Consider the following 25280-nt stretch of genomic DNA (forward strand, 5'->3'; position numbering starts at 1 on the left):
AAAAGATGGGAATAAGGAAGCCGTGTATCTTTATTACGCGATGCACGAGCTTCATTATTCTCCATCAGAACTGAAAGAGTTATATGAAGCACCGAGACATTTTAAGGCGCTGCTGTACGGTTTAATCGGTTACAAGCTGGACATTCTTGAAAAACAAGCGAAGAAAGGGGGAGCGACATCATGGCAAAGCTGACCGCCCGTTTTGAATTGGAAGACCGGGTGTCGAAGAAAATAAGGAAAATCCAAAATGGCTTCAGAGCGCTTGAGAAATACAGGAAAATGACAAAACGCCAAAGTGAAATTGATATACGCAAAGAGAGTAAATCTGTTTTAAGAACAATTGACCGCATTCAGCGCTCTATGAAAAGAAAGCTGGGCGCACAAATGATCTCTATTTCAGCTGAAGACGGAGCCAGTGCCGTCATTAAAAAAGTGCAAGTCCGATCAGCGGGTCTGCCTGCGTCTTTAACCATTAAAATAGAAGCAAAAGATAGCGCGACAGCGGCATTTGAGAGATTGCGGAATCTGGCCGCCGGTTTCAAAGGATTTTCCGTTTCACTGTATGCGTCAGACGAAGTAACACCTGCCATGGAACGTATCAAACGCTATATGCAGTCTGCGTTAAAGAACGGGTACTCTGTCACTATACGCGTCATAGATCACGTCATGAAAACAGTCGGCCGAATCTCAGCGGGCATTGATTCACTGACGGGAAAAAACAATGTCATTCAATTATCGTTAAATGAAAAGGTGGCAGCACAGCTGGCTGCATTGCAAAAGAATATGCCGGACTTCGGAAAAGCACCTGCATCTGCTGCTCCTGCTTCGCCGAAAAACGATTTTTCAATGCTTGATTCCATTGCAGACACCTTCATGAAAAAAGTCAATGACATCGCATCCAAGTTCTATCCGGAAACGATTATAGCGGAATTGGACAAATTCGCCGCAAACTTTATGAAAAAAGCGGACGAAATCGCAAGCAAATTCAGTCCGGAAACAATTTTAACAGAGCTGGATAAATTCACGACCTCATTCATGGGGAAAGTGGACGAGATCGCAAGCAAATTCAGCCCGGAAACGATATTAACAGAGCTGGATAAATTCACGACCTCATTCATGGGGAAAGTGGATGAAATCGCGAGCAAATTCAGCCCGGAAACGATATTAGCAGAACTGGATAAGTTTACAACCTCATTCATGGGGAAAGTGGACGAGATCGCAAGCAAATTCAGCCCGGAAACGATATTAACAGAACTCGATAAGTTCACAACCTCATTCATGGGGAAAGTGGACGAGATCGCAAGCAAATTCAGCCCAGAAACGATATTAACAGAACTGGATAAATTCACGACCTCTTTCATGGGGAAAGTGGATGAGATCGCGAGCAAATTCAGCCCGGAAACGATATTAGCAGAACTGGATAAGTTCACAACCTCATTCATGGGGAAAGTGGACGAAATCGCAAGCAAATTCAGCCCGGAAACGATATTAGCAGAACTGGATAAGTTCACAACCTCATTCATGGGGAAAGTGGACGAAATCGCAAGCAAATTCAGCCCAGAAACGATATTAACCGAACTGGACAAGTTCACAACCTCATTCATGGGAAAAGTAGATGAAATCGCAAGTAAATTCAGTCCCGAAGCGATATTAGGCGAACTGGACAAGTTCACAACCTCATTCATGGGGAAAGTGGATGAAATCGCAAGCAAGTTCAGTCCGGAAACGATATTAACAGAGTTGGACAAATTCGCTGATTCATTTATGAAAAAGATAGACGGGATTGTTAGTAAATTCAGTCCCGAAGCGATATTGAAAGAGCTGGATAAATTCGCTGATTCATTTATGAAAAAGATAGACGGGATCGTGAGTAAATTCAGTCCCGAAACAATATTGAAAGAACTGGACAAATTCACTGATTCGTTTATGAAAAAGGTAGATGACCTTGTCAGCAAATTCAGTCCTGAAGCGATATTGAAAGAGCTTGATCATTTTACTGATTCGTTTATGAAGAAAGTCGACGACGTTGTCGGTAAATTCAGTCCTGATAAGCTAATCGACCGCGCCGAACAATTTGTAAATGACACGATCGACCGAATTTCTGAGAAATTCGATTTTCTCAATCCGGATAAGATTCTGGAAAAAGTAGATCAGTTTACATCCTCACTGTTTGGAGGCATTGATAAAAAGTTCGGCAAGTTCAGTCCTGATGCGATCATCGAAAAAGCTGAGGCATTTGTTGATAAAATAGTCGGGAAAATTGCAAAGAAATTTGAAAAATTCAGCCCGGATAAAATCATCGAAAAAGCCGGCGAATTGATCGAAAAAATAATATCAGGTATTGCTGAAAAATTAGGAAAACTCAATATCGGCGGATTATTAGGAGGCGGCACGAAAAAAGAAAAGAGTAAGGGAAGCATTTCTGCCGGCGGCTCCAACGGCCCGAAGCGTCCTGATCTGACAAAGGGTTCCCAGCGCACGGCAACAGCACCTAGATCTTCAGGAAAGTCAGCCAAAAAAACCGGCGGGGCTTTTGGGGGATGCTGCTGTTGTACTGGAGTGACGAGGGGCAAAAGCAGTAAAGTCGAAGAGCGGAATAAATCTTCAAAAAAAGGCTCATCCGTAAATGAAAGCAAACACGCATCTGTAAACACGCCGAAAGCAAAAGGGGCAGGTAAAGGAATCGGCGCCCTTTTGAAAGACTTAGGAGGTTCTAAGGCGCTTAAAGGCGGTATGAAAGGGTTAAAAGGTGCAGCTAAAGGAATTCCCGGCATAGGTGAATTGTTATCACTTACTGATTTAGTCGGCATTAATAAAGATAATGCAGGAGAGAAGGTCGGCTCAGCCGGAGGCGGTCTTGCCGGGGCCGCGGCCGGAGCGGCAATCGGCAGTGTTGTTCCCGGAGTGGGGACATTGATTGGCGGCGCGGTAGGCGGCATCGCCGGAAGTTTAGGCGGTTCCAGCTTAGGAGAGGCCTTTGATTCAGGGGCTTTGAAAGACACGTGGAATGATATATCCAAAGCAGCACAAAGTGCTTGGACAACGATACAAGATACTTGGGGAAGCGTTTCATCCTGGTTTATGGAAAATGTATGGACTCCGGTATCAACGGCTGTAGTCGGAGCGGCGACAAGCATCTGGTCAAATATCGTGAATGCGTGGACGACGATTCAAGGTGTCTTCAGCATAGTTTCATCCTGGTTTATGGAAAATGTATGGACTCCGGTTTCGACGGCTGTAGTCGGCGTGGCGACAAGCATCTGGTCAAATATCGTGAATGCGTGGACAACGATTCAAGGTGTCTTCAGCACAGTTTCATCCTGGTTTATGAGCACCGTCTGGGAGCCTGTAAAATCGGCTGTAGTCGGCGTGGCCTCTTCTATCTGGGGAAATATCACGGGAGCCTGGGATAAAATTAAGTCTGTTTTCAGTACGGTTTCCGGCTGGTTCATAGATACTGTCTGGAACCCGGTGAAGGACATGGTGAAAAATGTCGGCAAAGGAATATCAGACGCTTTCCAGACTGCTTTAGATACGGTAAAGGATATATGGAAAGGGTTAAGCGGCTGGTTTGAGAAAAACATAAAGGAACCTCTCGTAAAGGTAGGTACAGCCATATCAGATGCTTTTTCCGCAGCATTTGACTGGGTGAAAAAGATTTGGGATAAAACCGGCGGCGGCATGATCTCAGGCGTAATGAACTTTATCACAGGCGGCGGAGATAAAAAGAAAAAACCGGACAAACACGCTACAGGCGGCTACATTACAAAACCGACCATTTCCTGGATCGGTGAAGCCGGTAAAGAATTTGTCATTCCCGTTGACAACAACCGAGGCCGCGGGAAGATGCTGCTTTCACAGGCTGCGTCTAAGCTCGGCATGCGTGTTGTCGATGATATGGGCGCGGCTTCGGCTCAGTCTTCCGCTGCGCCCGCAGGAGCTGGCGGAGTTTCATCTTCGGCGTCTGTATCGGCCGCCGCGTCTGTGGATGCTTCCGGACTTGGCGGGACGGCTTCATCACTCGGAAAACAGTTTACAGCAGGCTTTGACAGCGGGATCAGCAAAAATGCGGTGGATATGGACGGCTGGAAAGAGAAGAATATCGGAACGCCGTTCAATGCTCTGATTTCTTCTTCACCCGATTACGGAAAGCAAGTCGTTACAGGATATGCTAAAGGACAAAATGCGGCGCAGACGGGAACCGATGCGTTTTTACAATCGAAAGTCAAAACGCCTTATCAATCTGCGGTCAATCAATCATCCTCTTGGGGCATCGGAACGGTCAAAGGATTTTCGGCCGGACAAAATGCGAAAGATACAGGAACGGCGCAATATGTGAGCACACATGTAGATAAGCCGTTTCTGCAATCGAGAGATTCTGCAAACGGATGGGGGTCAGGCTTAGTCGGCAGCTTCGTATCCGGCATGAATTCTAAAGGAAGCGAAGTCAAACAGGCAGCGAAAGATATGGCCAAAAAGGTTGAGGAGGCTTTCCGGGAAGAACTTGATATCCATTCTCCTTCCCGCGTCATGATGAGTCTCGGCCGCTTTGCTTCAGTCGGTGTCGTAAAGGGACTTGGTTCTGTTGATGTGAAAAAATACGCCGAAAAACAAGCAGGCTCGCTTGCGGCCGCTTTTTCAGGCATGGGCGCTGCCGGTGGAAACGTCAAGGAGTGGCTTTTGGCTGCAATGAGCGCTACACATACGCCATTAAGCTGGCTTCCGGGATTAATGACCATCGCTCAAAATGAATCCGGCGGCAATCCGAACGCCATTAACTTATGGGACAGCAATGCAAAAGCCGGCCACCCGTCACAGGGGCTCATGCAGACGATCCCGAGCACCTTTGAATCATTTAAAGCGCCGGGAATGAATAATATCAAAAACCCAATCCACAACGCCGCTGCCGCTATCGGCTATATTAAAAGCAGATACGGCTCGATCAACAATGTGCCCGGGATAAAGAGTATGGCCCGCGGCGGCCCTTACGTCGGTTATGCCAATGGCGGTCTCATTACCAAAGAGCAGATCGCCCGTGTCGGCGAAGGGAACAAACGGGAATGGATCATCCCTGAAGAGCGGGGCATCCGCGGCCGTTACCTGCTTCAACAAGCGGCTCAAGCGCTCGGCATGGAAGTGTCCGACCCGACACAGACGGAACCCGCGGCACTTTCAGCCGGCACGGTTTCCGCAGCCGTTAAAGGCGGCGGCCAAACCATTCAAAAAACGGGAACAAAAGAAATCAAAATCGAATTCAGCGGTGATCAGCATTTTCATAACGGACAGGACGCTGACACTCTCGCCGCCAAAATCAAGCAGGCGCTGATTGATGAACTGCAAAAAGATATTTATACCGGAGCAAAGGGGGCCGTTGCTTTTGACTAAATCTGTTTATGAATTTTGGCTGTCTCAGGGGAAGGACAAGCTCCGGCTTCCCGTTCTCCCTGAAGCGATTGATATCGCAAACAGCGTGCAGAATGATTCCGTGAAAGTCACCGGACTTGGAGAGGTGACGTTTATCGAAGAACCGGGGGCGAAAGAAATTTCGTTCTCTTCTTTTTTTCCGAAGCGATACAGCCCGATTGCCGAATATCAAAGTATTCCTTCGCCGGAAAAAGCCATTTCAGAAATTGAAACATGGATGAAAGCGAAAAAACCCGTTCAGTTTTTGATTACAGGAACAACAATCAATGTCACATGCAGCATTGAAAGCTTCAATTACAGCGAAGGTGACAATGAAATCGGCGACCGGAATTTTGACATCGTACTGAAAGAATATAAAACCGCTTCGCCAAGAAAAATCAAACAAAAGAAAAAAACGAAAGCGAAGCGCCCGTCCAAAGCCTCGCCCAAAACGTATACCGTGAAAAAGGGGGACACGCTTTGGGACATCGCCGGCAGGTTTTACGGAAACCATACAGAGTGGCGGAAAATCTGGAATGCGAATAAAACGGCCATGATAAAGCGCAGCAAACGGAATATCCGGCAGCCGGGACATTGGATCTTCCCGGGGCAGAAGCTGAAGATACCGCAATGAAACGGGTGAAAAGATGATTGAACTATTTGTCATAAAAGAAACGGAGTGGCTCGAGCTTGTAACAGAAAGCGTATCGCTGGAAGGCCACAGATATCAGGCGCCCCGCTCCATCGAAGCGACGATTGTCGTAAAGCAGGGCAGCCAGACGTATTACAGCGTGTCAGAGGGGGATACGGTTTTGTTCAAATGGGATGGAAAAGAACTGTTCCGCGGCATTGTCTTTGCAAGAACGCCGGATGAACATACCGTCGCCTTCACCGCATATGATATGCTCCAATATCTTGTGAAAAACCAGGATGTATACGTGTTTTCCAACCAGCGCGCCGATCAAATATTAAAAAGGATTGCCAGCGATTTTCAAATTCCCGTCACATCCATTGCCAATACAGGCCATACCATTAAATCACTCGTTTTTAAAAATGATACAAGCCTTTACGATATGATGTTAAAAGCGTTAAAGCAGACAAAAAGCCAGACGGGCCGCAATTATCAGCTCTATTCAGAAAAAGGCAGGCTCGGCTTGCGTGAATGGCCGGAGCCGTCTGACATATGGGTGCTGGAAACAGGCGTTAATATTACGGGGTATCAGTACAGCACCTCGATCGATGATACCGCAACCCGCGTCGTCATGCGGCTGCAAAAAGACAATAAAACGGTGAAGGCTACCGCCGCAGACAGCGCAGGCATGAAAACATTCGGCGTTTTGCAGTATACGGAAACGGTTTCTGATGATATTAACGAAGCCCAGCTGAAACAGCGCGCAAAAGTGAAGCAGGCTGAGAAAAAAGGCGTTAAGAAAGAGCTGAAAAATATACAGGCGATCGGTATTCCGGGGTTGGAAAGCGGATTGCCGGTGTATATCTCAATTCCGGAAATCGGATTGAAGAAAACCTATTACGTGGATACGGACCGCCATGAATTCCAAGGAACAAAACATACCATGACGATTGATGTCACAGAGAAAAACTCACTTCCGGAGGGAACATCCTGATGAGATTAAGCGATGCCATTAAACATTTAGCCGTCGGGGCGGTTGACGCCGAAGCGCCGGTGGAGCTGATGCCGGCTGAAGTGACCTCCGTTTCGCCGCTTGAGCTGAAGCTGAAAGATCACGATAAATTGTTGATTCCGTCTGATGCCCTCATTGTGCCGAAGCGGCTGAAGTCCGGGGGAGATGATCAGCTCCAGGCAGGAGACCGGGTGATGACCGCTGCATTAACAGGCGGACAGTCCTTCTTTGTGCTGGACAAAATTTAACCGCATTCCTGTATGATGAATGTCGGGAACGTGAAATGTTATCCGTTCCGCATGAGAGATCCGGATGGAAATGGAATAGAGAGAGAGGAAGCCGCTTCAGTCGCTGAAGAGGGCTTTTTTTAATGAACAATCAAAAAGGAGCGGGTGCAATGGCCCTGACACCGGAAATCGAATTTGAAGATTTGGAGGATGCGAGTGATGCCATTGAAACGTCACAAACCTACCGAATTGATTTTGAAAACAACAGGATTACCAATGAACTGATAAACGGACTGGACGCAATCAGACAATTTGTCTATATCGCTCTTCACACAGAACGGTATTCATACTCGGTTTTCAGTCATGATATCGGAAATGAACTGCAGGAAGTGCTTTCAGATCAGAACACGACGGATGCTTACAAAAAAATGGAGATTCCAAGATTGATAGAAGAAGCCTTGCTGTATGATGACCGTATTTTGGCCGTAACCAATTTTGAGATTGAGAAAAAAGATGATGCCTTCATCGTCTCTTTTACCGTTGAAGCCGATGAGGGCATGCTTGAGATTGAGGAGGTGCTGGGTGAGGATGTTTGAAGCTCAGACATTTGACAACATTATGGACAGAATGCTGGAGAAAATCACGGCAGATGTTGATACGAGAGAAGGCAGCGTCATTTACAATGCGCTCGCGCCTGCGGCCGCTGAGCTCGCAAAGTCTTATATTTGGCTTGATACCGTGCTGGAGCTTGTTTTTTCCGATACGGCTCAGGGCGAATTTCTGGACAGGCGGGCTGCTGAAGCAGGAATTGAACGAACGGCTGCCACAAAAGCGGTCAGAGCCGGAGAATTCACACCGGGAATCACCATTCCGCCAGGCTCCCGATTCTTCGTCGATAACCTGTATTTTCAATATACGGAGGATGGAACGCTTGAATGTGAAACGGCCGGTGATGCGGGCAATGCCGGCATTACAGGTCAAAACCTGCTGCCGCTTGATACGATTCCCGGGCTTGAGAAGGCTGTCATGCGCGATATTTTAATTCCCGGCCGTGAGGAAGAAGACGACAACAGTTTAAGAGCGCGTTATTTTACCCGTGTCCGCCGGGAGGCAGTCAGCGCGAATAAACTGCATTATAAACAGTGGGCCGAAGAAGTTGACGGTGTCGGCAGGGCGAAAATCTTCCCGCTATGGAACGGAGACGGAACGGTGAAGGTCGTTATCACAAACGCGAATTTGGAACCGGCATCAGATATTCTGATCAAGAAAGTAAAGGATTATATTGATCCGGATGAAGGACAGGGAGAAGGCCAGGCGCCGATCGGAGCCGCAGTAACGGTGGAAAGCGCGGTATGGAAAGAGATCGAAATTTCCGCTTCCGTGCTGCCTGAGCTGAACAGCTCGATCGATGATGTAAAAGCGGAGATTGAAAAAGGCGTCCTGAATTTATTTAAGAAAATAGCCTTCGAAGAAAACACCGTCCGTTTATCACAAATTAACAATATTGTTTATAACTCGGCATCCGTCAGTGACTACGCCGATATCAAAATGAACGGTGCGGCGGAAAATCTTGTGCTCAGTGACGTGGAAATTCCTACCCTCAAAGAGGTGATCATTCTTGAGCAGACTCGATGAGATGACGGCGTACCTCCCGCCTTTTTTAACCCGGCTAAAAGAGATGGCGGAAGTGCTTCAGGCGGAAGCTCCTGAGTTTGAGCGGCAGAATCACGATATTTTCGATTTGACAGATCAGCTCTTTATTACGACGGCGACGTGGGGGCTTGACCGCTGGGAAAAAATATTGAAAATACCGCGTGAATCAGGTGATACGGAGGACATGAGACGGCTCAGGCTGATCTCGAAGATGTCGAATATTCCGCCCATCACGCATCAAGCGATCGAACAGGCGTTAAACCGTTTTTTAAAACATCCGTCGGCTTACGTTCGGATGTTCCCGGGGGAATATCGTTTTTATGCCGATATAGAGCTTGACGACCTGCAGCACATGAACGAGCTGATTGAAACACTTGAAAAGATTAAACCCGCTCATTTGGCGTATATACTGAGAGCCGCATTAAACGAAACACTGGAAATCAAAGACCGGGTCATTCTCAACGATCGGAGATACCGAAAAGTCAGTGAACTGAAGGTCGGTTATTCCGTCACACTCAATAATAACGAGGTGGTCTTACCATGATATCAGCCGCATACAGACAGCGTGCCGCAGCCGATCTGAAAAACAGGATCACAAAAGTGCTGTTAAACGGCAAAGAAACACCGATTGCGGACATTTCTGTAAAAGAAGCCGCAGTCACTGTTCTCACACGCAGGGAAGAAGGCATCAAACATATTGAAACCGTGCAGATGCTTGACGAAACAGGAAGCGTCATCACAGAACGAAAAACAAATTTGGATCTCAGCAATAACAGAACGCTGGATTTAAGATTTACCTTTGAGGTGGTGTAACGATGGCTTACGAAGAAAAAACAGACTGGCTTCCGGACGATCCGATCAATGAAGACGACGTCAACCGCTGGGAAAAAGGCATAAAAGACGCCCACAAGGATCTGGCGGCCCATAAAAACGACATGAACAACCCGCACAAAACGACAAAGGCGCAAATCGGCCTCGGAAACGTGGACAACGTCCAGCAGGCAGCAAAAAAAGATTTCGATCAGCACAATCAAGATCAGGACCGGCACTTGACGAAAGAAGAGCGCCAGAAGTGGGATAACGGGCAGCTGTCTAAAATGACAAACGATAATGGCTCCGCTTTTATTAATATCTCTGAGGGACAGGATTTTCATCAGATTGCTGCCAGCCAAAATAAAACCTTTACTTTCTCGACAGCAACAACGGGAATAAATACTCCGCCTCAGCAGACAGACGGTATTTACCTATATTCTTCAAAGAATAACGGGGAGGCGGCCGCTTTTTCAAACGATGGAGGATTTTGGAGAAAAACACTGGAAAACGGCATTTGGACTGAATGGATACCGTATGAAACAGCTGCCGGAGCACAAGCAAAAGTAAACGAGCATGCCAAAAAAACAGACATTCATGTAACCAAGTCTGACAAAGACAAATGGAATGCAGGGCAGTTGATGAAATTGACGGCTGATAATGGAGCACCAACTATTTCTTTGGGCAGCGAAAGCGATATAAATTTGCTGGATGCCATTCAAAGTAAAGGCACTTCCATTGGAACTTTTTATGCTCATGGCACGAATTCGGGAGCACCTGATGGAGGAAAATCTATACGCGGATTATGGCAAATGACTAACCAAGATTCATCCGGTAAAGCTGTTTTTGGCTGGATTTACGCAACTGACTACGAGAATAATATCTATACTAATTATTTAAATAATAATTGGCTTGGCTGGCAAAAGCTCGGAACAGAAAGTGATGCTCAAAATAAAGCTGATCAGGCCCTGCAAAATGCCAAAACTTACGCGGATACTAATTTTTCAATTGAAAGATTGACTTGTTACCGTGATGGGGACGAAAAAACAATTGTTGATGCCAGAACACCTGGGACTGATTATCCAGAGGGAATCACTTTTATGGGGATTTATGAGGGAAACAGCACAGGATACCCTCTTGGATATGGCTTTGTGAAAAATGAAAATCTGAATAAATGGCGTTTCGTTCAATACTTTTACGGCAATGGTGATGAGAGAAACGGAAAGAATAATCAAACAGGTACTTGGATTCGTCAATGGTGGGATACTACCGGCTGGACAACATGGGAAAAAATATCGGGATTTGCTCACGCTAATATCGGTACAACAGGTCGGCAAGAGTTGAAAAAAGGTGAGGTTAATAAGATCCTTTTCAACCGTAAAATAAAAGATAGTGATAACTTATTTGACGTGAAAAATAGTAGATTTATCGCAAAGCATTCCGGTATGTACCTGGTCGGCGGCAGTATTTATATAGAAAACACACAGCAATATTCTAACTTTGAATTATACGTATATGTGAATGGAGAACAATACAAATTAATGGATCATTTTAGAATGCCTCCTCCGAAAGACAGTACAGATTCAAATGAATTCAATGCTACACTGACCGGAACAGTGACAGTGCCGCTTGATGCTGGTGATTATGCTGAAATATATGCTTATATCGGTTATAACGGCACCGTCACACGTTATGTAAAAGATGCCGATGGACGGAAAAATTATTTTGATATTTTGGAAATTGGCGGGAAGAATTACCCGACAGTATAGGGGGAATTTATATGGTTTTATTTGATGTAATCTTGTATAAGTATCCTGATGCAGTTCCGTTAAAAGACTTTGTTTTAAGAAATGACGGGAATGAATCTTATATTGAAAAATGGAACCTCAACGCTCCCATACCTACAAAGGAACAGCTTGAGGCGTGGTGGGAGGAGCTGCAAAAAAATCCGCCATATGATCCGCCTGATCACATAGAATTGCTTGCACAGGAGCTGTCAAGAGAAAAACTTGCGCGCAAGCAGCTGGAAGAGCTGAACGCTATGCTCGGAAATGAGCTGTCAGACGTTAAGCTTACACTTTTGTCATTGAAAGGAGAAAATGCATAATGAATTTTTGGGTGATTGCCCTTCATTATCAGTGGGCGACGGCAGATATGGTGAAACAAGCTCTGCATTATAAAGACTGTTCGATAGAAGATCTGCAAGAAGGGGTTCGTCAGTCGCTCATATCGTCCGATCAATACGAGGAGATTACAGGTAAAGCCATGTAAGGCTTTTTTATTTTGGTCTTTTTTGAAATAAGCAGAAAAAGGAGGAGGATTACCGTGAAATATCAATATGAGTTTCCCGCAGATCGGAGCGGAAAAGCAGGTGCGGTAAAGCCGTACAGAGGAGAAAAAACAGATTTTGTAACACCTGTATCCCATTTATCGGGAGTGGCTGAGCTCTTAACCAACTCGGCTTTGAAAGCGACAGAGGTCTACAATCAGTACGGACAGGACCGTCTTGGTGCAGTGCTTATTTCCAAAGTGAAAGGATTTGCCTATGCTGACCGGGGAGGCACGCTGTTTATTGAAGAAAGTGACAATAATTTTTCATGGTCAACCACTGTCGCAGTTAATGTTGCCCCTGGTGAGTTTTCTGCGTCTGAATGGGTGTATCTTACTAAAAGGTATTATCGTTTCCGATATGTGAATGGGAATTTGCAGCAATCTGAATTTGTCCTTTATCAATCACTTGGGGCGGGAGAAATCGATATTCACCTGCAAAAGACGAACCCTTTACCGGTAGACTTTATTCAAAGTCAGAGCGACTTTGTTTTTCATCATCAGACCGAAAGCGCCGCCGAAGGATCTGTTTTTTCTGTAACTAAAGAGAAAAAACTTCTCGTCGAAATCACCGGCACCGCCGAGTCAAGCGAAGTCGCGTTTTGGGGGAGATCCATCTCGGGGAAAAATGTGCCGATCAGAGGAATCAGATCTGACGACGGGACATCAGCAGCCGGCACGTCAGGCACAGAAGAAGTGTGGACTTTTGATATTGCTGGCTTTAAAGAAATCGTCATGGAAATCAAGAGCATTTCCGGCGGAAGCCTTTCTGTCAAAGGCACGGCATTTTCTTAAAAGAATCAAGCTTCCGAAGGGAGGTGAGAACAATGTAAGAGGAGGGAGCTGAAGTGCTTCTGGATGAACAAACGGTGCAAAAAGAATTCGCAGGCATCAAAGGTGAACAAAAGGTGCTTGAACAGCGGGTAGCCGCTTTAGAGCGGGTATCAGACCGGCAGGATCAGCAAATCATGACGCTGAATGAAAAGCTGAACAAAATTGAAGAGAATACAACATGGATTAAGCGGACCATTACAGGAGCCATCGTGACAGCAATCTGCACGGGCGTCATTGGCGGAGCCATCGCCATCATGTACAATCTGCTGCAAAAGTAAGGGGGAAACAAATATGAAATTCGCGGACAAAGGCACGGTCGTCAGGACGGTGCTTCTTTTGCTTGCTTTATTGAACCAAACACTGCTGATGTTCGGCAAATCGCCGCTGGATATTCAGGAGGATCAGGTCAATCAGCTTGCGGATACACTGTATGCCGCCGGGTCGGCTATTTTTACGATCGCAACGACTGCGGCCGCCTGGTTTAAAAACAATTACGTTACAGCAAAAGGGAAGAAACAGCAGGCTTTATTAAAAATAAACAATTTATCGAAATAGGAGAGATGAAAACATGGTGAAAATCACACAGGATTTCATTCCAGAGGGAAACAATAACCGCCCAGGCTATGCAATGACACCGATTTACATTACGGTGCATAATACGGCCAATACCGCAGCCGGCGCAAACGCCAAAAGTCACGCGAGCTATGTGAAAAATCCCGATACGCCGACAAGCTGGCATTTCACAGTCGATGATACGGAAATTTATCAGCATCTTCCGCTGAACGAAAACGGCTGGCATGCCGGAGACGGAAACGGGGACGGCAACCGTAAATCCATCGGTATTGAAATTTGTGAAAATTCAGACGGAAACTTTTCACAGGCTGTGGCAAACGCCCAATGGCTCATCCGCACATTAATGACGTCGCACGGCATCCCGCTTGCGAATGTCGTCGAGCACAAGCATTGGTCAGGAAAGCTTTGCCCGAGAAGACTGTTGGATACATGGGATGAGTTTAAAGCGGGAATCGGTTCTGAAAATAGACAGACGTATACTGTCCAAAAAGGAGATACGCTGTCGGCAATCGCACGAAAATTCGGCGTCAGTGTGGCCGATCTGCAAAAATGGAATAACATCGCTGATCCGAACTTGATTAAAGTCGGACAAGTGCTGATTGTCAGCCCGCCTGTTGAGGGATTGTATCCTCTTCCGGATGAGGTGATTCAGCTGACAGAGCCGTACACATCCGGTGAAAAGGTATACCAGGTGCAAAACGCGCTCGCCGCGCTTTATTTTTATCCTGAAAAAGGAGCTGCCAATAACGGCATTGACGGCATCTACGGACCGAAAACCGCAAATGCCGTTGCCCGCTTTCAATCTGTAAACGGACTGCCGTCAGACGGCATCTACGGCCCCGCAGTAAAAGCGAAAATTTTGCAGCAGCTTTAAGAAAAAAAGGCTGAGTCCCGAACATCCCGGGATTCAGCCTTTCTTCTTTTTTAATCGGTTTAATAGCCCGAGATTCCTCGCCCGCATCCTCAGCGAATAAGCGGAAAGCCCGAACCGTCCGTAATCCACAAACTTTACGCGCCTTACAATTTTCTTCACATCATCACCTGTCGCATCTCTTTGTTGGTATTATTATATGAAATATAAGGGAAAAAGGAATAAGGACAAGAGCCGTGTCTCCTGTCCTTAGTGTAATCAAGCTTTTTTTTGTTTATACTTGTCAATCAGCCGCTCATTTTCTTTGAAAATTCTGGCGGTGTGAGGGCTGACCTGGTAACTTGCGATACTTGTCATTGAGCGTTTTTTAAACATTTTGAACGGTTTCGCTCTTTGTTCCGGCTGCCCGTTTTGAAACGCCTGCTCCATTATCCGTCACCTTCCTCTTCTATTGGCAGCATTAAATCATAAATGCTCGTTAGCGATGTGAAAAGCAAATAATCGAATTCCGTCAACAGGTTTTCTGACGTGAGTTTGATCACATACTGGCGGTTCTGGACTGTAAACGGAATAAGCACAAGCCTTCCTTTTTGATCATAGTAGACGTCTTTCCGGTTAAGGCGGGACTGAACGTCTGCCGCATCAGGCATATGCTCTGTCAAGCGGTCCTTATCCGATTGTGCGGAATAGTCGCACAATGAAGCCGTGACATTCATTTTTTCTGCATAAGCGGCCAGCAGTCTGCTGATGCCTTCTGCATAAGCTTCTGTACTTCCATAATATACATGGATCGGTTCATTTTTCAACAGATATTGATAGGTTTTCAGTTTTTCAAGATAGGAGTGAAGCATTTCGTTATTTTCTTCCAATATTTCCCTCGTATCCGTCTCTAATTCATTGCCGGCGAGCTTTTTGATATACGCGCTCAAAAAGATAAACGCATCAATAAGGGCAAAGCAGACGGCAACAATCAAGTATTGCCTCCATGCGGCAAAGAGCGATTCGGGATCATATGTCCAATAGACCATGGCGCCTACTACAAATAGTAAATACCACGTTTTACGGATGGCAAACATTTTTTCTTTTACCTTTGCCTCATACCGCCAGGATGCATACACATATAAAATGAGTGCGGCCGCCATCGTCCACACCATGATTTGATAAAACAAAAGCATGAGCATCCCTCACAATTCGAAAAATGGTCTGCTATGTTCATTCTATGCTGTGGCATCATTTTCCTGTCACAAAAAAAACCGCTCCTGTAAAGAAGCGGATGCTGTAATCAGAAAAAGAGATCTAAGATAAAAAAGGCGATGGCGCCGAGTGTACCTGAAATCGGCAGGGTGATGACCCATGTAATGAGCATCCGTTTAGCCGTGCCCCAGTTTACGCCTTTTACGCGGTGGGAAGCGCCCACACCGAGAATGGAAGACGAGATGACGTGTGTCGTGCTGACAGGGAGATGGATAAACGTGGCCCCGAAAATAATGGCTGCGCCGGTTAAGTCGGCAGATACGCCGTTTACCGGACGGATTTTCATAATTTTTCCGCCGACGGTTTTAATGATTTTCCAGCCGCCGATGGATGTACCGAGACCCATTGCCAGAGCACAGGAGAGCTGCACCCAAAAAGGAATCGCATCACTTTTATGTAAATTGGCCGTCATAAGCGCCATCGTAATGATACCCATCGCTTTTTGCGCGTCGTTTGTTCCGTGTGTATAGGACTGAATGGCAGCAGTCAAAATCTGCACTCTGCGGAAGCGTTTATTTGTTTTCGCCAAATTGCTGTCTTTGAAAATCAGCTTCACGATCGAATATACGATAAAGCCGAGAACAAAGGCGATGATCGGTGAAAAAATAAGCGCTTCGATAATTTTAATAAACCCTTTATAATTCAGCGATGCAAAACCTGACGCTGCAATGGCCGCGCCGGCGATCGCTCCGATAATCGCATGTGAAGAGCTGCTCGGAATACCGAAGTACCATGTGATCAAGTTCCAGGCGATTGCGGCGATCAAAGCCGCCAGAATGACAACCGACCCGTTGTCTAATGTATAGGGATTCACAATATCTTTCGTAATGGTTTTCGCAACACCGGTAAATGTCATCGCTCCGAGAAAGTTCATGATGGCCGCCATGATAATCGCGTGCCGCGGCTTCAGCGCTTTTGTCGAAACTGAGGTGGCAATTGCGTTTGCAGTATCGTGAAATCCGTTGATGAAGTCAAATACCAAAGCGCATATGACAATTAATATCGTTAAAAGTAATAGAGTATCCATTATAACCCCTCGTTACGCGTTTTTCATAATGATGGTTTCAAGGTTATTGGCAACACTTTGGCAAGAGTCGGCAATTTCCTCAAGCGTTTCGTAAATCTCACGGTACTGAATCACTTTAATCGGATCGGTTTCTGTGCCGAACAGATTTTTTAATGATTTACGGTGCAGGTTATCACAGCTGTGCTCGTATTCCTTAATTTTAATGGCGTGAGGGTGAATGTCCTTTAATCGGTTTTCTGCAAGCAGTTCAATCGTGATTAAAATTTCTTTCGCGCACTCTCTGATGTATCCGCTGAACTTATCGATATGTTCGTCAGAAGAGGTGATCGAGAAAATTTCCATCATCGCTGAAAAATGTTCGATTCCGTCAAGCACGTCATCGAGGCTGTTTGTCAGCTCAAGGATGTCTTCACGTTCAATGGGAGTGATAAAAGCTTTGTTCAGCTCTTTGATCATGACATGAACATGATTATCTCCTTTTGTTTCAAACTCTTTTAACGTATCGGCAAATTCCTTTAAAGTCGTCTGGTTCGTCACTTTAAAGTTGACAAAATATTCTGCGGTTTCGTCTATGTTTTTTGCAATTTCTGTTAAAAGGAGTGAGAACTTATCTTTTTTTCTTTTTATCATTAAAAACCCTCCATTGTTTGAATGAGACAATGCACACATCAAATTATTATATAGCCTTTTGTCGAAAAAAAACAGATAAAGTCGAAAAAAACGCCTCTTGATTTTTTCGTAAAAACGTGTCTCATCCTGTTTTTCTTATGTTACCCACTTCGCCAAAAAAACGTAACATACTTCGAATTCAGACATCTTGCCTAAAAAGTATAACAAAAGATGTGAATTTGCTGTCAACTTTTACACGTGATTTTGCCGAAAAAAAACGGTTCCCGTAAAAGGAACCGTTTTTGTCAGTTTTTTCTATTGTTTTTCAGCCAAAAATAAAGCGGTAACCCGGCGAGGCCGATCAAGATCGACAGCCCGCAGCTCAGTGTATCTGTAATGATCGTGCTGATCAGTACAAACAGTGAACCCGCAATGGCCAAAACCGGAATGATCGGATACAGGGGCACGCTGTAGGCGCGCGGTTTTCCGCCGCTTTTTTTTCTGAGGATAAACACGGCGAAAAAGGCCATGACGTAAAAAATATAAATCATGAAAATAGAGATTTCAGACAGCTTATCGGGATTGCTGGCGATCATAAAAATGATGGCCAGCGCGATCTGAAATGACACGGCAATCCACGGAGTGCGAAATGTCGGATGCACTCGTGAAATCTGTCCGGCAAACGGAAGCTGTTTCCGTTCCGCCATTGCAAATGAGACACGCGGAAAAGCGAGAATCTTTCCGTTTAAACAGCCGAAGATGCTGACGATAATCCCGACGCTGATCAATTTCCCACCGATGTCGCCAAACAGCATTCCGGCAGCGGTGCCGGTCGCATTTTCACCGAGTTTCACAATATCGGTCGCGGGAAGAATGTGCAGCAGGGCAAAGTTAATGAAAAGATAAATAGCGGTGACGACCAACAGTCCGCCTGTCATCGCTTTCGGGAGCAGCTTTTCCGGATTTTTCATTTCCCCGCCGAGAGCCGCAAGAAGAATCCAGCCGTCATAGGCAAACAAAGTAGCCAGTATGGCAGCGCCGAAATTCATTTCCGACATGCTGCTTGTGACGGTTGTAAAAATATGCTGATCGCCTTTCCAAAGGCCGAACACAATCATGCAGATAATCGGAATTAATTTGCCGACAGTCGTAATTCCCTGAACGATGCCGCCGTATTTCGTTCCGATAATATTAATGATGCTTAAAAACAAAACGGCTGAAATCCCGATCAGTTTAGACCAGCCGGAATCCCAATTGAACAGATGGGCCATCAAGGAGCCGAAATACAAACCGATTGCTCCGATAATGGCGGGGCCGTAAATAATAATTTGAACCCAGCCGCACAAAAAGCCCCAAAATTCACCGTACACTTCTTCAAGATATGTATAAAGTCCGCCCGTTTTCGGAATCTGAGTGCCGATTTCCGCAACGGTCAAGCCGCCGGCAAGCGTCAAAATGCCTCCTAACAGCCACGCGATAAGCGCGGTTTTCGCATCACCGGAGTAGGCAAGCACGGCGCCGGGTTTCATAAATACGCCGGAACCGATGATGGTGCCGATAACAAGTGAGAGGGCGATGGTAAGGCCGATCTCTTTTTTTAGTCCGTTTTCTTCAATCTGCATATCCTTTCCCTCCAGATGTAAAATCGTCATGCTGAAAAAACTATTTTACATATTGTAAACCCTAATTGCTGAAACACGAATAAAATAAATTTTCTAATTTTAGTGTTTTTACCTGAAAAAGCAAGGTTTCTGCTTTTGAGAAGGAAAATATCCCGTTTTAAAAGCGAACATTAACGGATTTGTAACAACTATAGTTCGTTATTTTGAGGGGGGCAATCTGCTGACCGTCTGAGAAGCAGATGTATTGACTTTATGATCCGGATAACATAAATTGTATATAGAAAATATCTCGAAATCGAGATAATTGACTGGAGGATAACATAATGAAAGTTAACGGAATACACCATGTATCAGCATTGACAGCTGATGCACAGAAAAATTTAGATTTCTATCGGAATATTCTAGGGCTGAAGCTTGTGAAAAAATCCGTAAATCAGGATGAACCGACAATGTACCACTTGTTTTACGGTGATGAAACAGCCAATCCGGGATCTGAACTGACGTTTTTTGAAATCCCGCGGATTGCGCCGTTTCATGCGGGGACAAACAGTATTTCTTCGATCGGCCTGCGTGTCCCGGATACGCAAGCACTGCAATATTGGAAAAAACGATTTGAAGAGCATCAGGTCGCTCATGGTGACATCCGGAAGACAGCGGGCAGAGACACACTCGCTTTTCAGGATCATGAAGGACAGCGGCTTGTGCTGACGGCTGACGAAAAAGGAAAAGATATCGGTGAAGCGGTGAAGCAAAGCGGCATTCCGGAAGAATATTCTTTCCGCGGTCTTGGTCCCGTTGAATTAACCGTCCCGTATGCAGAGGCGACGCTGCGTGTGTTAACCGATGTGCTGGGCTTTACTGAAATCGGAAAAGAAACGCATGAAGACCGGGGCACTGTTACGGTGCTGGAATCCGGAAACGGAGGTGCGCGTACAGAAGTTCATCTGATTGAAAGAAACGACCTTCCGCGCGAGCGTCCGGGAAAAGGCAGCGTGCATCATGTGGCCTTCCGCGTTCAGAATGAGGAGGAGCTTGCTTTATGGCACCGCATAATCACGAAAGAAGGCTTCACCAACTCGGGCATTGTAGAGCGTTATTATTTCAAAGCGCTGTACTTCCGGGAACCGAACGGAATTCTGTTTGAATTGTCAACGGACGGTCCGGGATTTATGGTCGATGAAAAACCTGAGGAGCTCGGCAAAACAGTTGCGCTCCCGCCTTATCTCGAACACCGCCGTTCTGAAATAGAAGCGCGGCTGAAACCGATTCAGTAAATCAGAAATAAAGACAGATGCCTCCCGGCTTGACGGGGGCATCTTTTTTTTGCTTTTTTACCCGTTTTGTCATTCTTTTTACCTATTTGTAAACGGCAAAATAATTGTCTTTGTTTATTAATAAATTTTTCATATTTGGTTGTTACACTTGTTCAAAGTTAAAACAAAAGGAGTGAAAACACAGGTGAACATGAAAAAACGCGAGATAGACGCAGTCTTCATTCTCATTTTACTCGTTTCCGCATTCTTGAATATGTATAACATCTGGAATGACGATACGGTGAATCCATATTACACCGCGGCGGTAACGAGTATGCTTCAAAGCTTTCATAATTTCTTTTACGCTTCATTTGACGCAGCCGGGTTTATCACGGTGGATAAACCGCCTGTTACATACCAGATTCAAACGATCAGCGCGCTGATATTCGGTATGCACGGGTGGAGTGTCATCCTGCCTCAGGCATTGGCGGGTGTAGGCTCAGTTCTCTTTATGTATTTATTAATAAAGCCGACGTTCGGAAAAACGGCGGCGCGCATCGCCTCATTTGTCATGGCATGTACGCCGATCGCTGTAGCAGTCGCACGGACGAACAATGTTGATGCTTTACTGGTATTTTTCCTGTTGTTCGCCACATGGCTTCTCTTTAAAGCGATTCGAAAAGGCAGACTGATTTGGCTTCTGGCGGCGTTTTTTGTCGTCGGAGTAGGCTTTAATACAAAAATGCTTCAGGCTTATATGATTTTACCGGCCTTCTTGCTGTTCTATATGATTGCGGCAAACACGACCATTAAGAAAAAAATCATTTCATTGGTAAGCGCGCTGGCCGTATTAGCAGCCGTTTCATTGTCGTGGCCTCTCATTGTTGACAATATCCCGGCCGGCAAAAGGCCATATGTCGGAAGCAGCCAGACCAACTCCGTATTGGAATTGGCTTTCGGATATAACGGGATTCAGCGGCTGACAGGCCAAAATTCAGGCGGCGGCCAGGGCGGGCCGGACGGAAACGCTTCAAAAGGGATATCTTCTTCCGCCGGTTCTTCACGAATGCAAGCACCGCCCGGTCAGTCTTCAAGCAGCAGTTCATCAAGTGAAGGCAAATCACAAAACGGCAGCATGACGGCGCCTCCGTCTAACGGACAAATGCCAAGCGGAGGCGAAATGCCAGGCAGCGGTCAAGGAGGTCCTCCTAGCAGCGGAGGAAAAGGCGGTACAGGCACCGGCTCGAAAATGCAATCAGGTTCAGGAATGTTCGGGACAGGAACCCCTGGTCCGCTGCGGCTTTTCCAAACGGAATTATCTGATCAGATCAGCTGGCTCTTGCCGTTTGCGATTTTTGGAATGGCCGGTTTATTGATCGCCGGGGCGAGAGAAAGAAGAAGATTGTCAGAAGAACAGAAGGAAACGATTTTTTGGGCAGCATGGCTTGTGCCGATTGCCGGATTCTTCAGTGTGGCGGAATTTTTCCACCATTATTATCTCATTATGCTGGCGCCTCCGATTGCGGCACTTACCGGCGCGGGGTGGGTCGCCCTTGTTCATCTGTACCGCAAGCAGGCGGGATGGAAAACTTGGCTTCTGCCGGCAGCCATTCTTGCGACAACCGGATTTGAGCTGTTTATACTCAGAAACTACATTGATCAAATCGGTGCAGGCTGGAGCATCGGTATAGGCGTGATCGGCGCTGCGGCTGCAATCGCTCTGTTCGTGTTCAAACAGCGCCAAAAACCGCTCAGTTCTTATATTTCACTTGCAGCCCTTCTCGTCTTGCTGGTAATGCCGATTTATTGGGCGAGCACACCGCTTCTGTACGGAGGCAACAGCTCATTGCCTGAAACAGGCCCTCAGCTCGCCTCAACAAGCAAAAAAGGCATGGGGATGAATAACGCATCTGTAAATGAAAAACTGATCAACTATTTAGAGAAACATAACGCCGGAGCGGACTATCTGTTTGCAACAACCGATTCCAACACAGCGGCGCCTTACATTATAAAAACGAAAAAAGCCGTCATGGCGATCGGCGGATTCAGCGGATCTGACCCGGCCATCACGCTGACTCAATTTAAAAAGCTCGTAAAAGAAGGGAAAGTAAAATACTTCTTAACATCCGGAATGGGCAAAGGCGGAAACAATGATATTGTGCAATGGGTTGAGAAAAACGGCAAGAAAGTATCTTCAGATAAATGGCAATCAAGCAATGATCAGAAAACGAAAAATAATGATGCAGCTGATACTGAAACCAGTAAGGATTCAAGTGAAAACAACCGGATGGGCGGCGGCCCAGGCGGAATGAATCAGTCAGCCTCATTATACGAACTGCAATCTGATGAATAGGAGGAAAAAAACATGAGCAGACATATTCAATATTCAATTGTCGTCCCCGTTTATAATGAGGAACTCGTCATTCAGACAACCTATCAACGTTTGAAAGAAGTCATGGATCAAACAAAAGATCATTATGAATTGATCTTTGTCAATGACGGAAGCAAAGACCGCAGTATTGAGATATTAAGAGAGCACAGTCTGATTGATCCGAGAGTGAAAATTATTGATTTTTCCAGAAACTTCGGTCACCAGATCGCAATCACCGCAGGCATGGATTACGCAGAGGGGAATGCCGTCATCGTCATTGACGCCGATTTGCAGGACCCTCCTGAATTAATCCTTGATATGATTGAACAGTGGAAAGAAGGCTACGATGTGGTGTACGCCGTCAGAACGAAACGGAAAGGAGAAACCTTTTTCAAGAAACAGACGGCTTCTATGTTTTATCGGCTGCTGCGGAGCGTGACCGATATTGATATTCCGCTCGATACCGGAGATTTCCGCCTGCTGGACAGAAAAGTCTGTGACGAAATGAAAAGATTAAAAGAGAAAAATCCATTTGTCAGGGGACTCGTCAGCTGGGTCGGGTTTAAGCAGACTGCTGTTGAATATGAACGCGATGAAAGGCTTGCGGGAGAAACGAAATACCCGCTTAAAAAAATGCTGAAGCTTTCCATGGACGGTATAACAACGTTCTCCCATAAACCGCTCAAGGCGGCAAGCTATGCGGGAATGATTATGTCCGGAGCGGGTTTTCTTTATATGTTTGTCGTTTTATATATGAAACTTTTTACAGACAGCACCATTACAGGCTGGTCCTCACTGATTGTGATACAGCTTTTATTCAGCGGCATCGTTCTCTTAATTCTCGGTATGATCGGCGAATACATCGGAAGGATTTATGACGAAGCAAAAGACCGTCCGCTCTATATCGTGCAAAAAGCGTACGGCATTAAAAACGAAAAGGTTTATCGGGATCAGCATATGTCTTAACCGAAACACCCTGTCCTTCTAGCGGACAGGGTGCTTTTATGTCTGAAATAAAAAGCCGCCGGATCACTGAGTGTCCCGCGGCTTTTTCAATCATCTGCGGCTGGCTTGCATGTGCAAAGAGCGCATAATCAGTCCGGTTCCCGTCAGATTCAATAAAATGCTTGCACCCAGCGTCATGCCCCAAGCAATGTTTTGATGAGGAAGCTGAAAGCTCAGCTGCAGCAAGATCAGGCCGGTAACGACCAGCAAAAGTCCGGAATGTTTCATGTATGTATCCTCCTTTGTACACTATTCATACGGACGGTTTGCGCTGAAAGTTTCATTGATATAAAAAAATCCAAGGCCGCTGCCCTGGATTTTTGTTAAGAAGGTGTTTCTTCTTTTTGAGTCAATTTCATTTTTTTCGTCATTTCCTTGCCGTTTCTGATAATCTTCACGTCCACGGTGCTGCCGACCTTCGTATTCTTATAGAGAATATTGCGAAGTTCGCTGCCCGTGTCGGTTTCTTTCCCTTTTAAGCCGATAATGATGTCTTCTGCTTTTAATCCGGCTTTGGCGGCAGGCGATCCCTGCGCCACTTCGCGAATATAAACCCCTTTATTCAGCTGTTTGCCGAAGAGGCCGAGTGTGCCTTCCTGATAGTTTTGCGGCACTTGCTCCAAGTCGATCATGCTTACCCCGATATAAGGGCGCTCCACATGTCCTTTAGTGAGAAGCGCTTCAGCGATCGGTTTTACATCGTTGCTCGGGATTGCAAAGCCGATGCCTTCTACATCACTTTCACTGATTTTCATGCTGTTGATGCCGATGATTTTGCCGTCTGTATTTAAGAGCGGCCCGCCGCTGTTTCCGGGATTGATGGCGGCATCAGTCTGGATGACATTGATGCTTGACTCACCGGCTGATGTAGAAATCGAGACGGTTCTGTTTAAGCCGCTCACGATACCCTGAGTGACGGTGCGGGAAAGGTCTTTTCCGAGCGGATCACCGATGGCGATGACGGATTCACCCGTTCTGAGAGCGGATGAGCTGCCGAAGCTTGCCGTTTTTGTCACGTGTTTATCACTGATTTCTAAAACGGCCAAGTCCGTCAGAGAGTCTCTGCCGACGAGTTTAGCTGTTACATCAGTACCGTCATATAATGACACTTTAAGGGAAGAGGCGCCTTCGACCACGTGGTTATTCGTAATAATATACGCTTTGCCGTTTGCTTTCTTAAAAATAACGCCTGAACCCGACCCCGTTTCGGCATCTTCACCCGATGAATTTGAGTTCGAACCGGAACCGGATCCGAATCCGAATAAATCTGAACTGCTTTGCTGCTTTTGCAGATTGGTGATTCCGACGATCGCCGGTGAAATGTCTTCCACCATATTTGAAATGCTGCTTGAATTTGCTGATGAGCTGCTTGACGATTTGCTGCTGCCGGAATCAGAAGATGTCTGTTTAGCGGTTACAGATGACGTTTCCTGAGCGGGAGCCGGATTGGACGTATCTTGCGTCTGATGGTCTCCAAGCGGCGTAAATGTATAGATGCCAAGGGCGAGCCCTCCGCCGATCACCCCGCCGAGGAGCGGTCTGAACCAGCCGAAGCTTCGTTTTTTCTTGTCCTCGTCCGTCGCTGAATATCTGGCCGGCTGCGGATTTTCTTTTGCTAAAAGGACTTCCTGTTCTTTTTGGTCTGTCCGATTTTCATCACGATAGTTATCCATCATGTTCACTCCGTTTCTCTATTTCATCATAGCATGATTTGCCTATTATTACTGACTCCATCTTACACAAAAAGTGTGGGATAATAATGAAAAGATTGTGGGAAATTGTGAAAAAGACGTAATT

Annotated in this window: 27 protein-coding genes; 19 read left to right on the forward strand and 8 right to left on the reverse strand. The window is 46.0% G+C overall.

The features are described 5' to 3' along the window. Positions 1–40 precede the first annotated feature (40 nt). From MHH91_RS06620 to MHH91_RS06695, 16 genes are all read left to right on the forward strand, one after another. Positions 41–193 (forward strand): hypothetical protein, encoded by a 153-nt coding sequence (locus tag MHH91_RS06620; protein WP_015239684.1) that lies wholly within the window; start codon positions 41–43, stop codon positions 191–193. Continuing rightward, the gene (locus tag MHH91_RS06625; protein WP_118977604.1) at positions 181–5385 is read left to right on the forward strand and encodes a transglycosylase SLT domain-containing protein; all 5205 of its coding nucleotides are present in this window, start codon (positions 181–183) and stop codon (positions 5383–5385) included. The genes MHH91_RS06620 and MHH91_RS06625 overlap by 13 nt, the downstream gene beginning before the upstream one ends. Further along, a complete protein-coding gene (locus MHH91_RS06630; RefSeq protein WP_013351953.1) occupies positions 5378–6037 on the forward strand; it encodes a LysM peptidoglycan-binding domain-containing protein in 660 nt (219 codons plus the stop codon). The genes MHH91_RS06625 and MHH91_RS06630 overlap by 8 nt, the downstream gene beginning before the upstream one ends. 13 nt (positions 6038–6050) lie before the next feature. Next, positions 6051–7028, forward strand: a complete 978-nt coding sequence (locus MHH91_RS06635) for an XkdQ/YqbQ family protein (RefSeq protein WP_013351954.1) — start codon at positions 6051–6053, stop codon at positions 7026–7028. Beyond that, positions 7028–7294: a DUF2577 family protein gene (locus tag MHH91_RS06640; protein ID WP_013351955.1), complete on the forward strand. Its 267-nt coding sequence runs from the start codon at positions 7028–7030 to the stop codon at positions 7292–7294. The genes MHH91_RS06635 and MHH91_RS06640 overlap by 1 nt, the downstream gene beginning before the upstream one ends. Positions 7295–7443: 149 nt before the next feature. Beyond that, on the forward strand, positions 7444–7869 hold the full coding sequence (locus MHH91_RS06645) for a DUF2634 domain-containing protein (protein WP_014470499.1): 426 nt from the start codon (positions 7444–7446) through the stop codon (positions 7867–7869). After that, complete coding sequence (locus MHH91_RS06650) at positions 7862–8908, forward strand: baseplate J/gp47 family protein (protein ID WP_014471720.1); 1047 nt, start codon at positions 7862–7864, stop codon at positions 8906–8908. The genes MHH91_RS06645 and MHH91_RS06650 overlap by 8 nt, the downstream gene beginning before the upstream one ends. Continuing rightward, positions 8892–9470, forward strand: a complete 579-nt coding sequence (locus tag MHH91_RS06655) for a YmfQ family protein (RefSeq protein ID WP_014470497.1) — start codon at positions 8892–8894, stop codon at positions 9468–9470. The genes MHH91_RS06650 and MHH91_RS06655 overlap by 17 nt, the downstream gene beginning before the upstream one ends. Further along, positions 9467–9739 carry a hypothetical protein gene (locus tag MHH91_RS06660; protein WP_013351959.1) on the forward strand — a complete coding sequence of 91 codons (273 nt, stop codon included), beginning with the start codon at positions 9467–9469 and terminating at the stop codon, positions 9737–9739. The genes MHH91_RS06655 and MHH91_RS06660 overlap by 4 nt, the downstream gene beginning before the upstream one ends. Before the next feature lie 2 nt (positions 9740–9741). Then, positions 9742–11505 carry a hypothetical protein gene (locus MHH91_RS06665; RefSeq protein ID WP_014470496.1) on the forward strand — a complete coding sequence of 588 codons (1764 nt, stop codon included), beginning with the start codon at positions 9742–9744 and terminating at the stop codon, positions 11503–11505. 11 nt (positions 11506–11516) lie between these two features. Continuing rightward, complete coding sequence (locus tag MHH91_RS06670; RefSeq protein WP_014470495.1) at positions 11517–11843, forward strand: XkdW family protein; 327 nt, start codon at positions 11517–11519, stop codon at positions 11841–11843. Continuing rightward, positions 11843–12007, forward strand: a complete 165-nt coding sequence (locus MHH91_RS06675) for an XkdX family protein (RefSeq protein ID WP_014470494.1) — start codon at positions 11843–11845, stop codon at positions 12005–12007. The genes MHH91_RS06670 and MHH91_RS06675 overlap by 1 nt, the downstream gene beginning before the upstream one ends. Positions 12008–12061: 54 nt before the next feature. Next, a complete protein-coding gene (gene xepA / locus MHH91_RS06680; RefSeq protein ID WP_014470493.1) occupies positions 12062–12859 on the forward strand; it encodes a phage-like element PBSX protein XepA in 798 nt (265 codons plus the stop codon). Between the two features lie 53 nt (positions 12860–12912). Continuing rightward, positions 12913–13176 carry a hemolysin XhlA family protein gene (locus tag MHH91_RS06685; RefSeq protein WP_013351964.1) on the forward strand — a complete coding sequence of 88 codons (264 nt, stop codon included), beginning with the start codon at positions 12913–12915 and terminating at the stop codon, positions 13174–13176. A gap of 13 nt (positions 13177–13189) precedes the next feature. Continuing rightward, complete coding sequence (locus MHH91_RS06690) at positions 13190–13453, forward strand: phage holin (RefSeq protein ID WP_014470492.1); 264 nt, start codon at positions 13190–13192, stop codon at positions 13451–13453. Between the two features lie 13 nt (positions 13454–13466). Then, on the forward strand, positions 13467–14345 hold the full coding sequence (locus MHH91_RS06695; RefSeq protein ID WP_014470491.1) for an N-acetylmuramoyl-L-alanine amidase: 879 nt from the start codon (positions 13467–13469) through the stop codon (positions 14343–14345). 33 nt (positions 14346–14378) lie between these two features. On the opposite strand, the gene MHH91_RS06700 is transcribed toward MHH91_RS06695, so the two are convergent. The 6 genes from MHH91_RS06700 to MHH91_RS06725 form a co-directional block, all read right to left on the reverse strand. Further along, the gene (locus MHH91_RS06700; protein ID WP_003154809.1) at positions 14379–14504 is read right to left on the reverse strand and encodes a hypothetical protein; all 126 of its coding nucleotides are present in this window, start codon (positions 14502–14504) and stop codon (positions 14379–14381) included. A 96-nt stretch (positions 14505–14600) separates the two neighbouring features. Continuing rightward, the gene (locus MHH91_RS06705) at positions 14601–14771 is read right to left on the reverse strand and encodes a type II toxin-antitoxin system SpoIISB family antitoxin (RefSeq protein WP_003154807.1); all 171 of its coding nucleotides are present in this window, start codon (positions 14769–14771) and stop codon (positions 14601–14603) included. Next, positions 14771–15517 (reverse strand): type II toxin-antitoxin system SpoIISA family toxin, encoded by a 747-nt coding sequence (locus MHH91_RS06710; RefSeq protein WP_013351967.1) that lies wholly within the window; start codon positions 15515–15517, stop codon positions 14771–14773. The genes MHH91_RS06705 and MHH91_RS06710 overlap by 1 nt, the downstream gene beginning before the upstream one ends. Before the next feature lie 107 nt (positions 15518–15624). After that, positions 15625–16623 (reverse strand): inorganic phosphate transporter, encoded by a 999-nt coding sequence (locus MHH91_RS06715; RefSeq protein ID WP_013351968.1) that lies wholly within the window; start codon positions 16621–16623, stop codon positions 15625–15627. A 12-nt stretch (positions 16624–16635) separates the two neighbouring features. Beyond that, the gene (locus tag MHH91_RS06720; RefSeq protein WP_003154804.1) at positions 16636–17253 is read right to left on the reverse strand and encodes a DUF47 domain-containing protein; all 618 of its coding nucleotides are present in this window, start codon (positions 17251–17253) and stop codon (positions 16636–16638) included. A 284-nt stretch (positions 17254–17537) separates the two neighbouring features. Continuing rightward, positions 17538–18854: an APC family permease gene (locus MHH91_RS06725; protein ID WP_013351969.1), complete on the reverse strand. Its 1317-nt coding sequence runs from the start codon at positions 18852–18854 to the stop codon at positions 17538–17540. 323 nt (positions 18855–19177) lie between these two features. Between MHH91_RS06725 and MHH91_RS06730 the strand changes: the two genes are divergently transcribed. The 3 genes from MHH91_RS06730 to MHH91_RS06740 all read left to right on the forward strand — a co-directional run bounded on the left by MHH91_RS06730 (position 19178) and on the right by MHH91_RS06740 (position 23444). Beyond that, a complete protein-coding gene (locus MHH91_RS06730) occupies positions 19178–20128 on the forward strand; it encodes a ring-cleaving dioxygenase (RefSeq protein ID WP_013351970.1) in 951 nt (316 codons plus the stop codon). Between the two features lie 184 nt (positions 20129–20312). Next, positions 20313–22460, forward strand: coding sequence for a glycosyltransferase family 39 protein (locus MHH91_RS06735; protein WP_013351971.1), 2148 nt, complete (start codon positions 20313–20315; stop codon positions 22458–22460). Between the two features lie 12 nt (positions 22461–22472). After that, positions 22473–23444 (forward strand): glycosyltransferase family 2 protein, encoded by a 972-nt coding sequence (locus MHH91_RS06740; RefSeq protein ID WP_013351972.1) that lies wholly within the window; start codon positions 22473–22475, stop codon positions 23442–23444. 90 nt (positions 23445–23534) lie between these two features. Here the strand turns inward: MHH91_RS06740 and MHH91_RS06745 are convergent, their stop codons facing one another. Continuing rightward, positions 23535–23711, reverse strand: coding sequence for a hypothetical protein (locus tag MHH91_RS06745; protein WP_014470490.1), 177 nt, complete (start codon positions 23709–23711; stop codon positions 23535–23537). A 95-nt stretch (positions 23712–23806) separates the two neighbouring features. Next, complete coding sequence (gene htrA, locus MHH91_RS06750) at positions 23807–25156, reverse strand: serine protease HtrA (RefSeq protein ID WP_014470489.1); 1350 nt, start codon at positions 25154–25156, stop codon at positions 23807–23809. Positions 25157–25280: the final 124 nt, after the last annotated feature.

Origin of the sequence: Bacillus sp. FSL K6-2819 (genome assembly GCF_038008305.1) — a bacterium.
GTDB lineage: Bacteria > Bacillota > Bacilli > Bacillales > Bacillaceae > Bacillus > Bacillus amyloliquefaciens.

What these genes read in the sequence shown, in the direction of transcription:
- MHH91_RS06650 (WP_014471720.1), top strand. Translation starts at nt 7,862, where the DNA reads ATGTTTGAAGCTCAGACATTTGACAACATTATGGACAGAATGCTGGAG.
- MHH91_RS06665 (WP_014470496.1), top strand. Translation starts at nt 9,742, where the DNA reads ATGGCTTACGAAGAAAAAACAGACTGGCTTCCGGACGATCCGATCAAT.
- MHH91_RS06625 (WP_118977604.1), top strand. Translation starts at nt 181, where the DNA reads ATGGCAAAGCTGACCGCCCGTTTTGAATTGGAAGACCGGGTGTCGAAG.
- MHH91_RS06715 (WP_013351968.1), bottom strand. Translation starts at nt 16,623, where the DNA reads ATGGATACTCTATTACTTTTAACGATATTAATTGTCATATGCGCTTTG.
- MHH91_RS06660 (WP_013351959.1), top strand. Translation starts at nt 9,467, where the DNA reads ATGATATCAGCCGCATACAGACAGCGTGCCGCAGCCGATCTGAAAAAC.
- MHH91_RS06645 (WP_014470499.1), top strand. Translation starts at nt 7,444, where the DNA reads ATGGCCCTGACACCGGAAATCGAATTTGAAGATTTGGAGGATGCGAGT.
- MHH91_RS06675 (WP_014470494.1), top strand. Translation starts at nt 11,843, where the DNA reads ATGAATTTTTGGGTGATTGCCCTTCATTATCAGTGGGCGACGGCAGAT.
- MHH91_RS06705 (WP_003154807.1), bottom strand. Translation starts at nt 14,771, where the DNA reads ATGGAGCAGGCGTTTCAAAACGGGCAGCCGGAACAAAGAGCGAAACCG.
- MHH91_RS06710 (WP_013351967.1), bottom strand. Translation starts at nt 15,517, where the DNA reads ATGCTTTTGTTTTATCAAATCATGGTGTGGACGATGGCGGCCGCACTC.
- MHH91_RS06725 (WP_013351969.1), bottom strand. Translation starts at nt 18,854, where the DNA reads ATGCAGATTGAAGAAAACGGACTAAAAAAAGAGATCGGCCTTACCATC.
- MHH91_RS06740 (WP_013351972.1), top strand. Translation starts at nt 22,473, where the DNA reads ATGAGCAGACATATTCAATATTCAATTGTCGTCCCCGTTTATAATGAG.
- MHH91_RS06720 (WP_003154804.1), bottom strand. Translation starts at nt 17,253, where the DNA reads ATGATAAAAAGAAAAAAAGATAAGTTCTCACTCCTTTTAACAGAAATT.
- htrA (WP_014470489.1), bottom strand. Translation starts at nt 25,156, where the DNA reads ATGGATAACTATCGTGATGAAAATCGGACAGACCAAAAAGAACAGGAA.
- MHH91_RS06635 (WP_013351954.1), top strand. Translation starts at nt 6,051, where the DNA reads ATGATTGAACTATTTGTCATAAAAGAAACGGAGTGGCTCGAGCTTGTA.
- MHH91_RS06690 (WP_014470492.1), top strand. Translation starts at nt 13,190, where the DNA reads ATGAAATTCGCGGACAAAGGCACGGTCGTCAGGACGGTGCTTCTTTTG.
- MHH91_RS06730 (WP_013351970.1), top strand. Translation starts at nt 19,178, where the DNA reads ATGAAAGTTAACGGAATACACCATGTATCAGCATTGACAGCTGATGCA.
- MHH91_RS06670 (WP_014470495.1), top strand. Translation starts at nt 11,517, where the DNA reads ATGGTTTTATTTGATGTAATCTTGTATAAGTATCCTGATGCAGTTCCG.
- MHH91_RS06695 (WP_014470491.1), top strand. Translation starts at nt 13,467, where the DNA reads ATGGTGAAAATCACACAGGATTTCATTCCAGAGGGAAACAATAACCGC.
- MHH91_RS06620 (WP_015239684.1), top strand. Translation starts at nt 41, where the DNA reads ATGCACGAGCTTCATTATTCTCCATCAGAACTGAAAGAGTTATATGAA.
- MHH91_RS06745 (WP_014470490.1), bottom strand. Translation starts at nt 23,711, where the DNA reads ATGAAACATTCCGGACTTTTGCTGGTCGTTACCGGCCTGATCTTGCTG.
- MHH91_RS06640 (WP_013351955.1), top strand. Translation starts at nt 7,028, where the DNA reads ATGAGATTAAGCGATGCCATTAAACATTTAGCCGTCGGGGCGGTTGAC.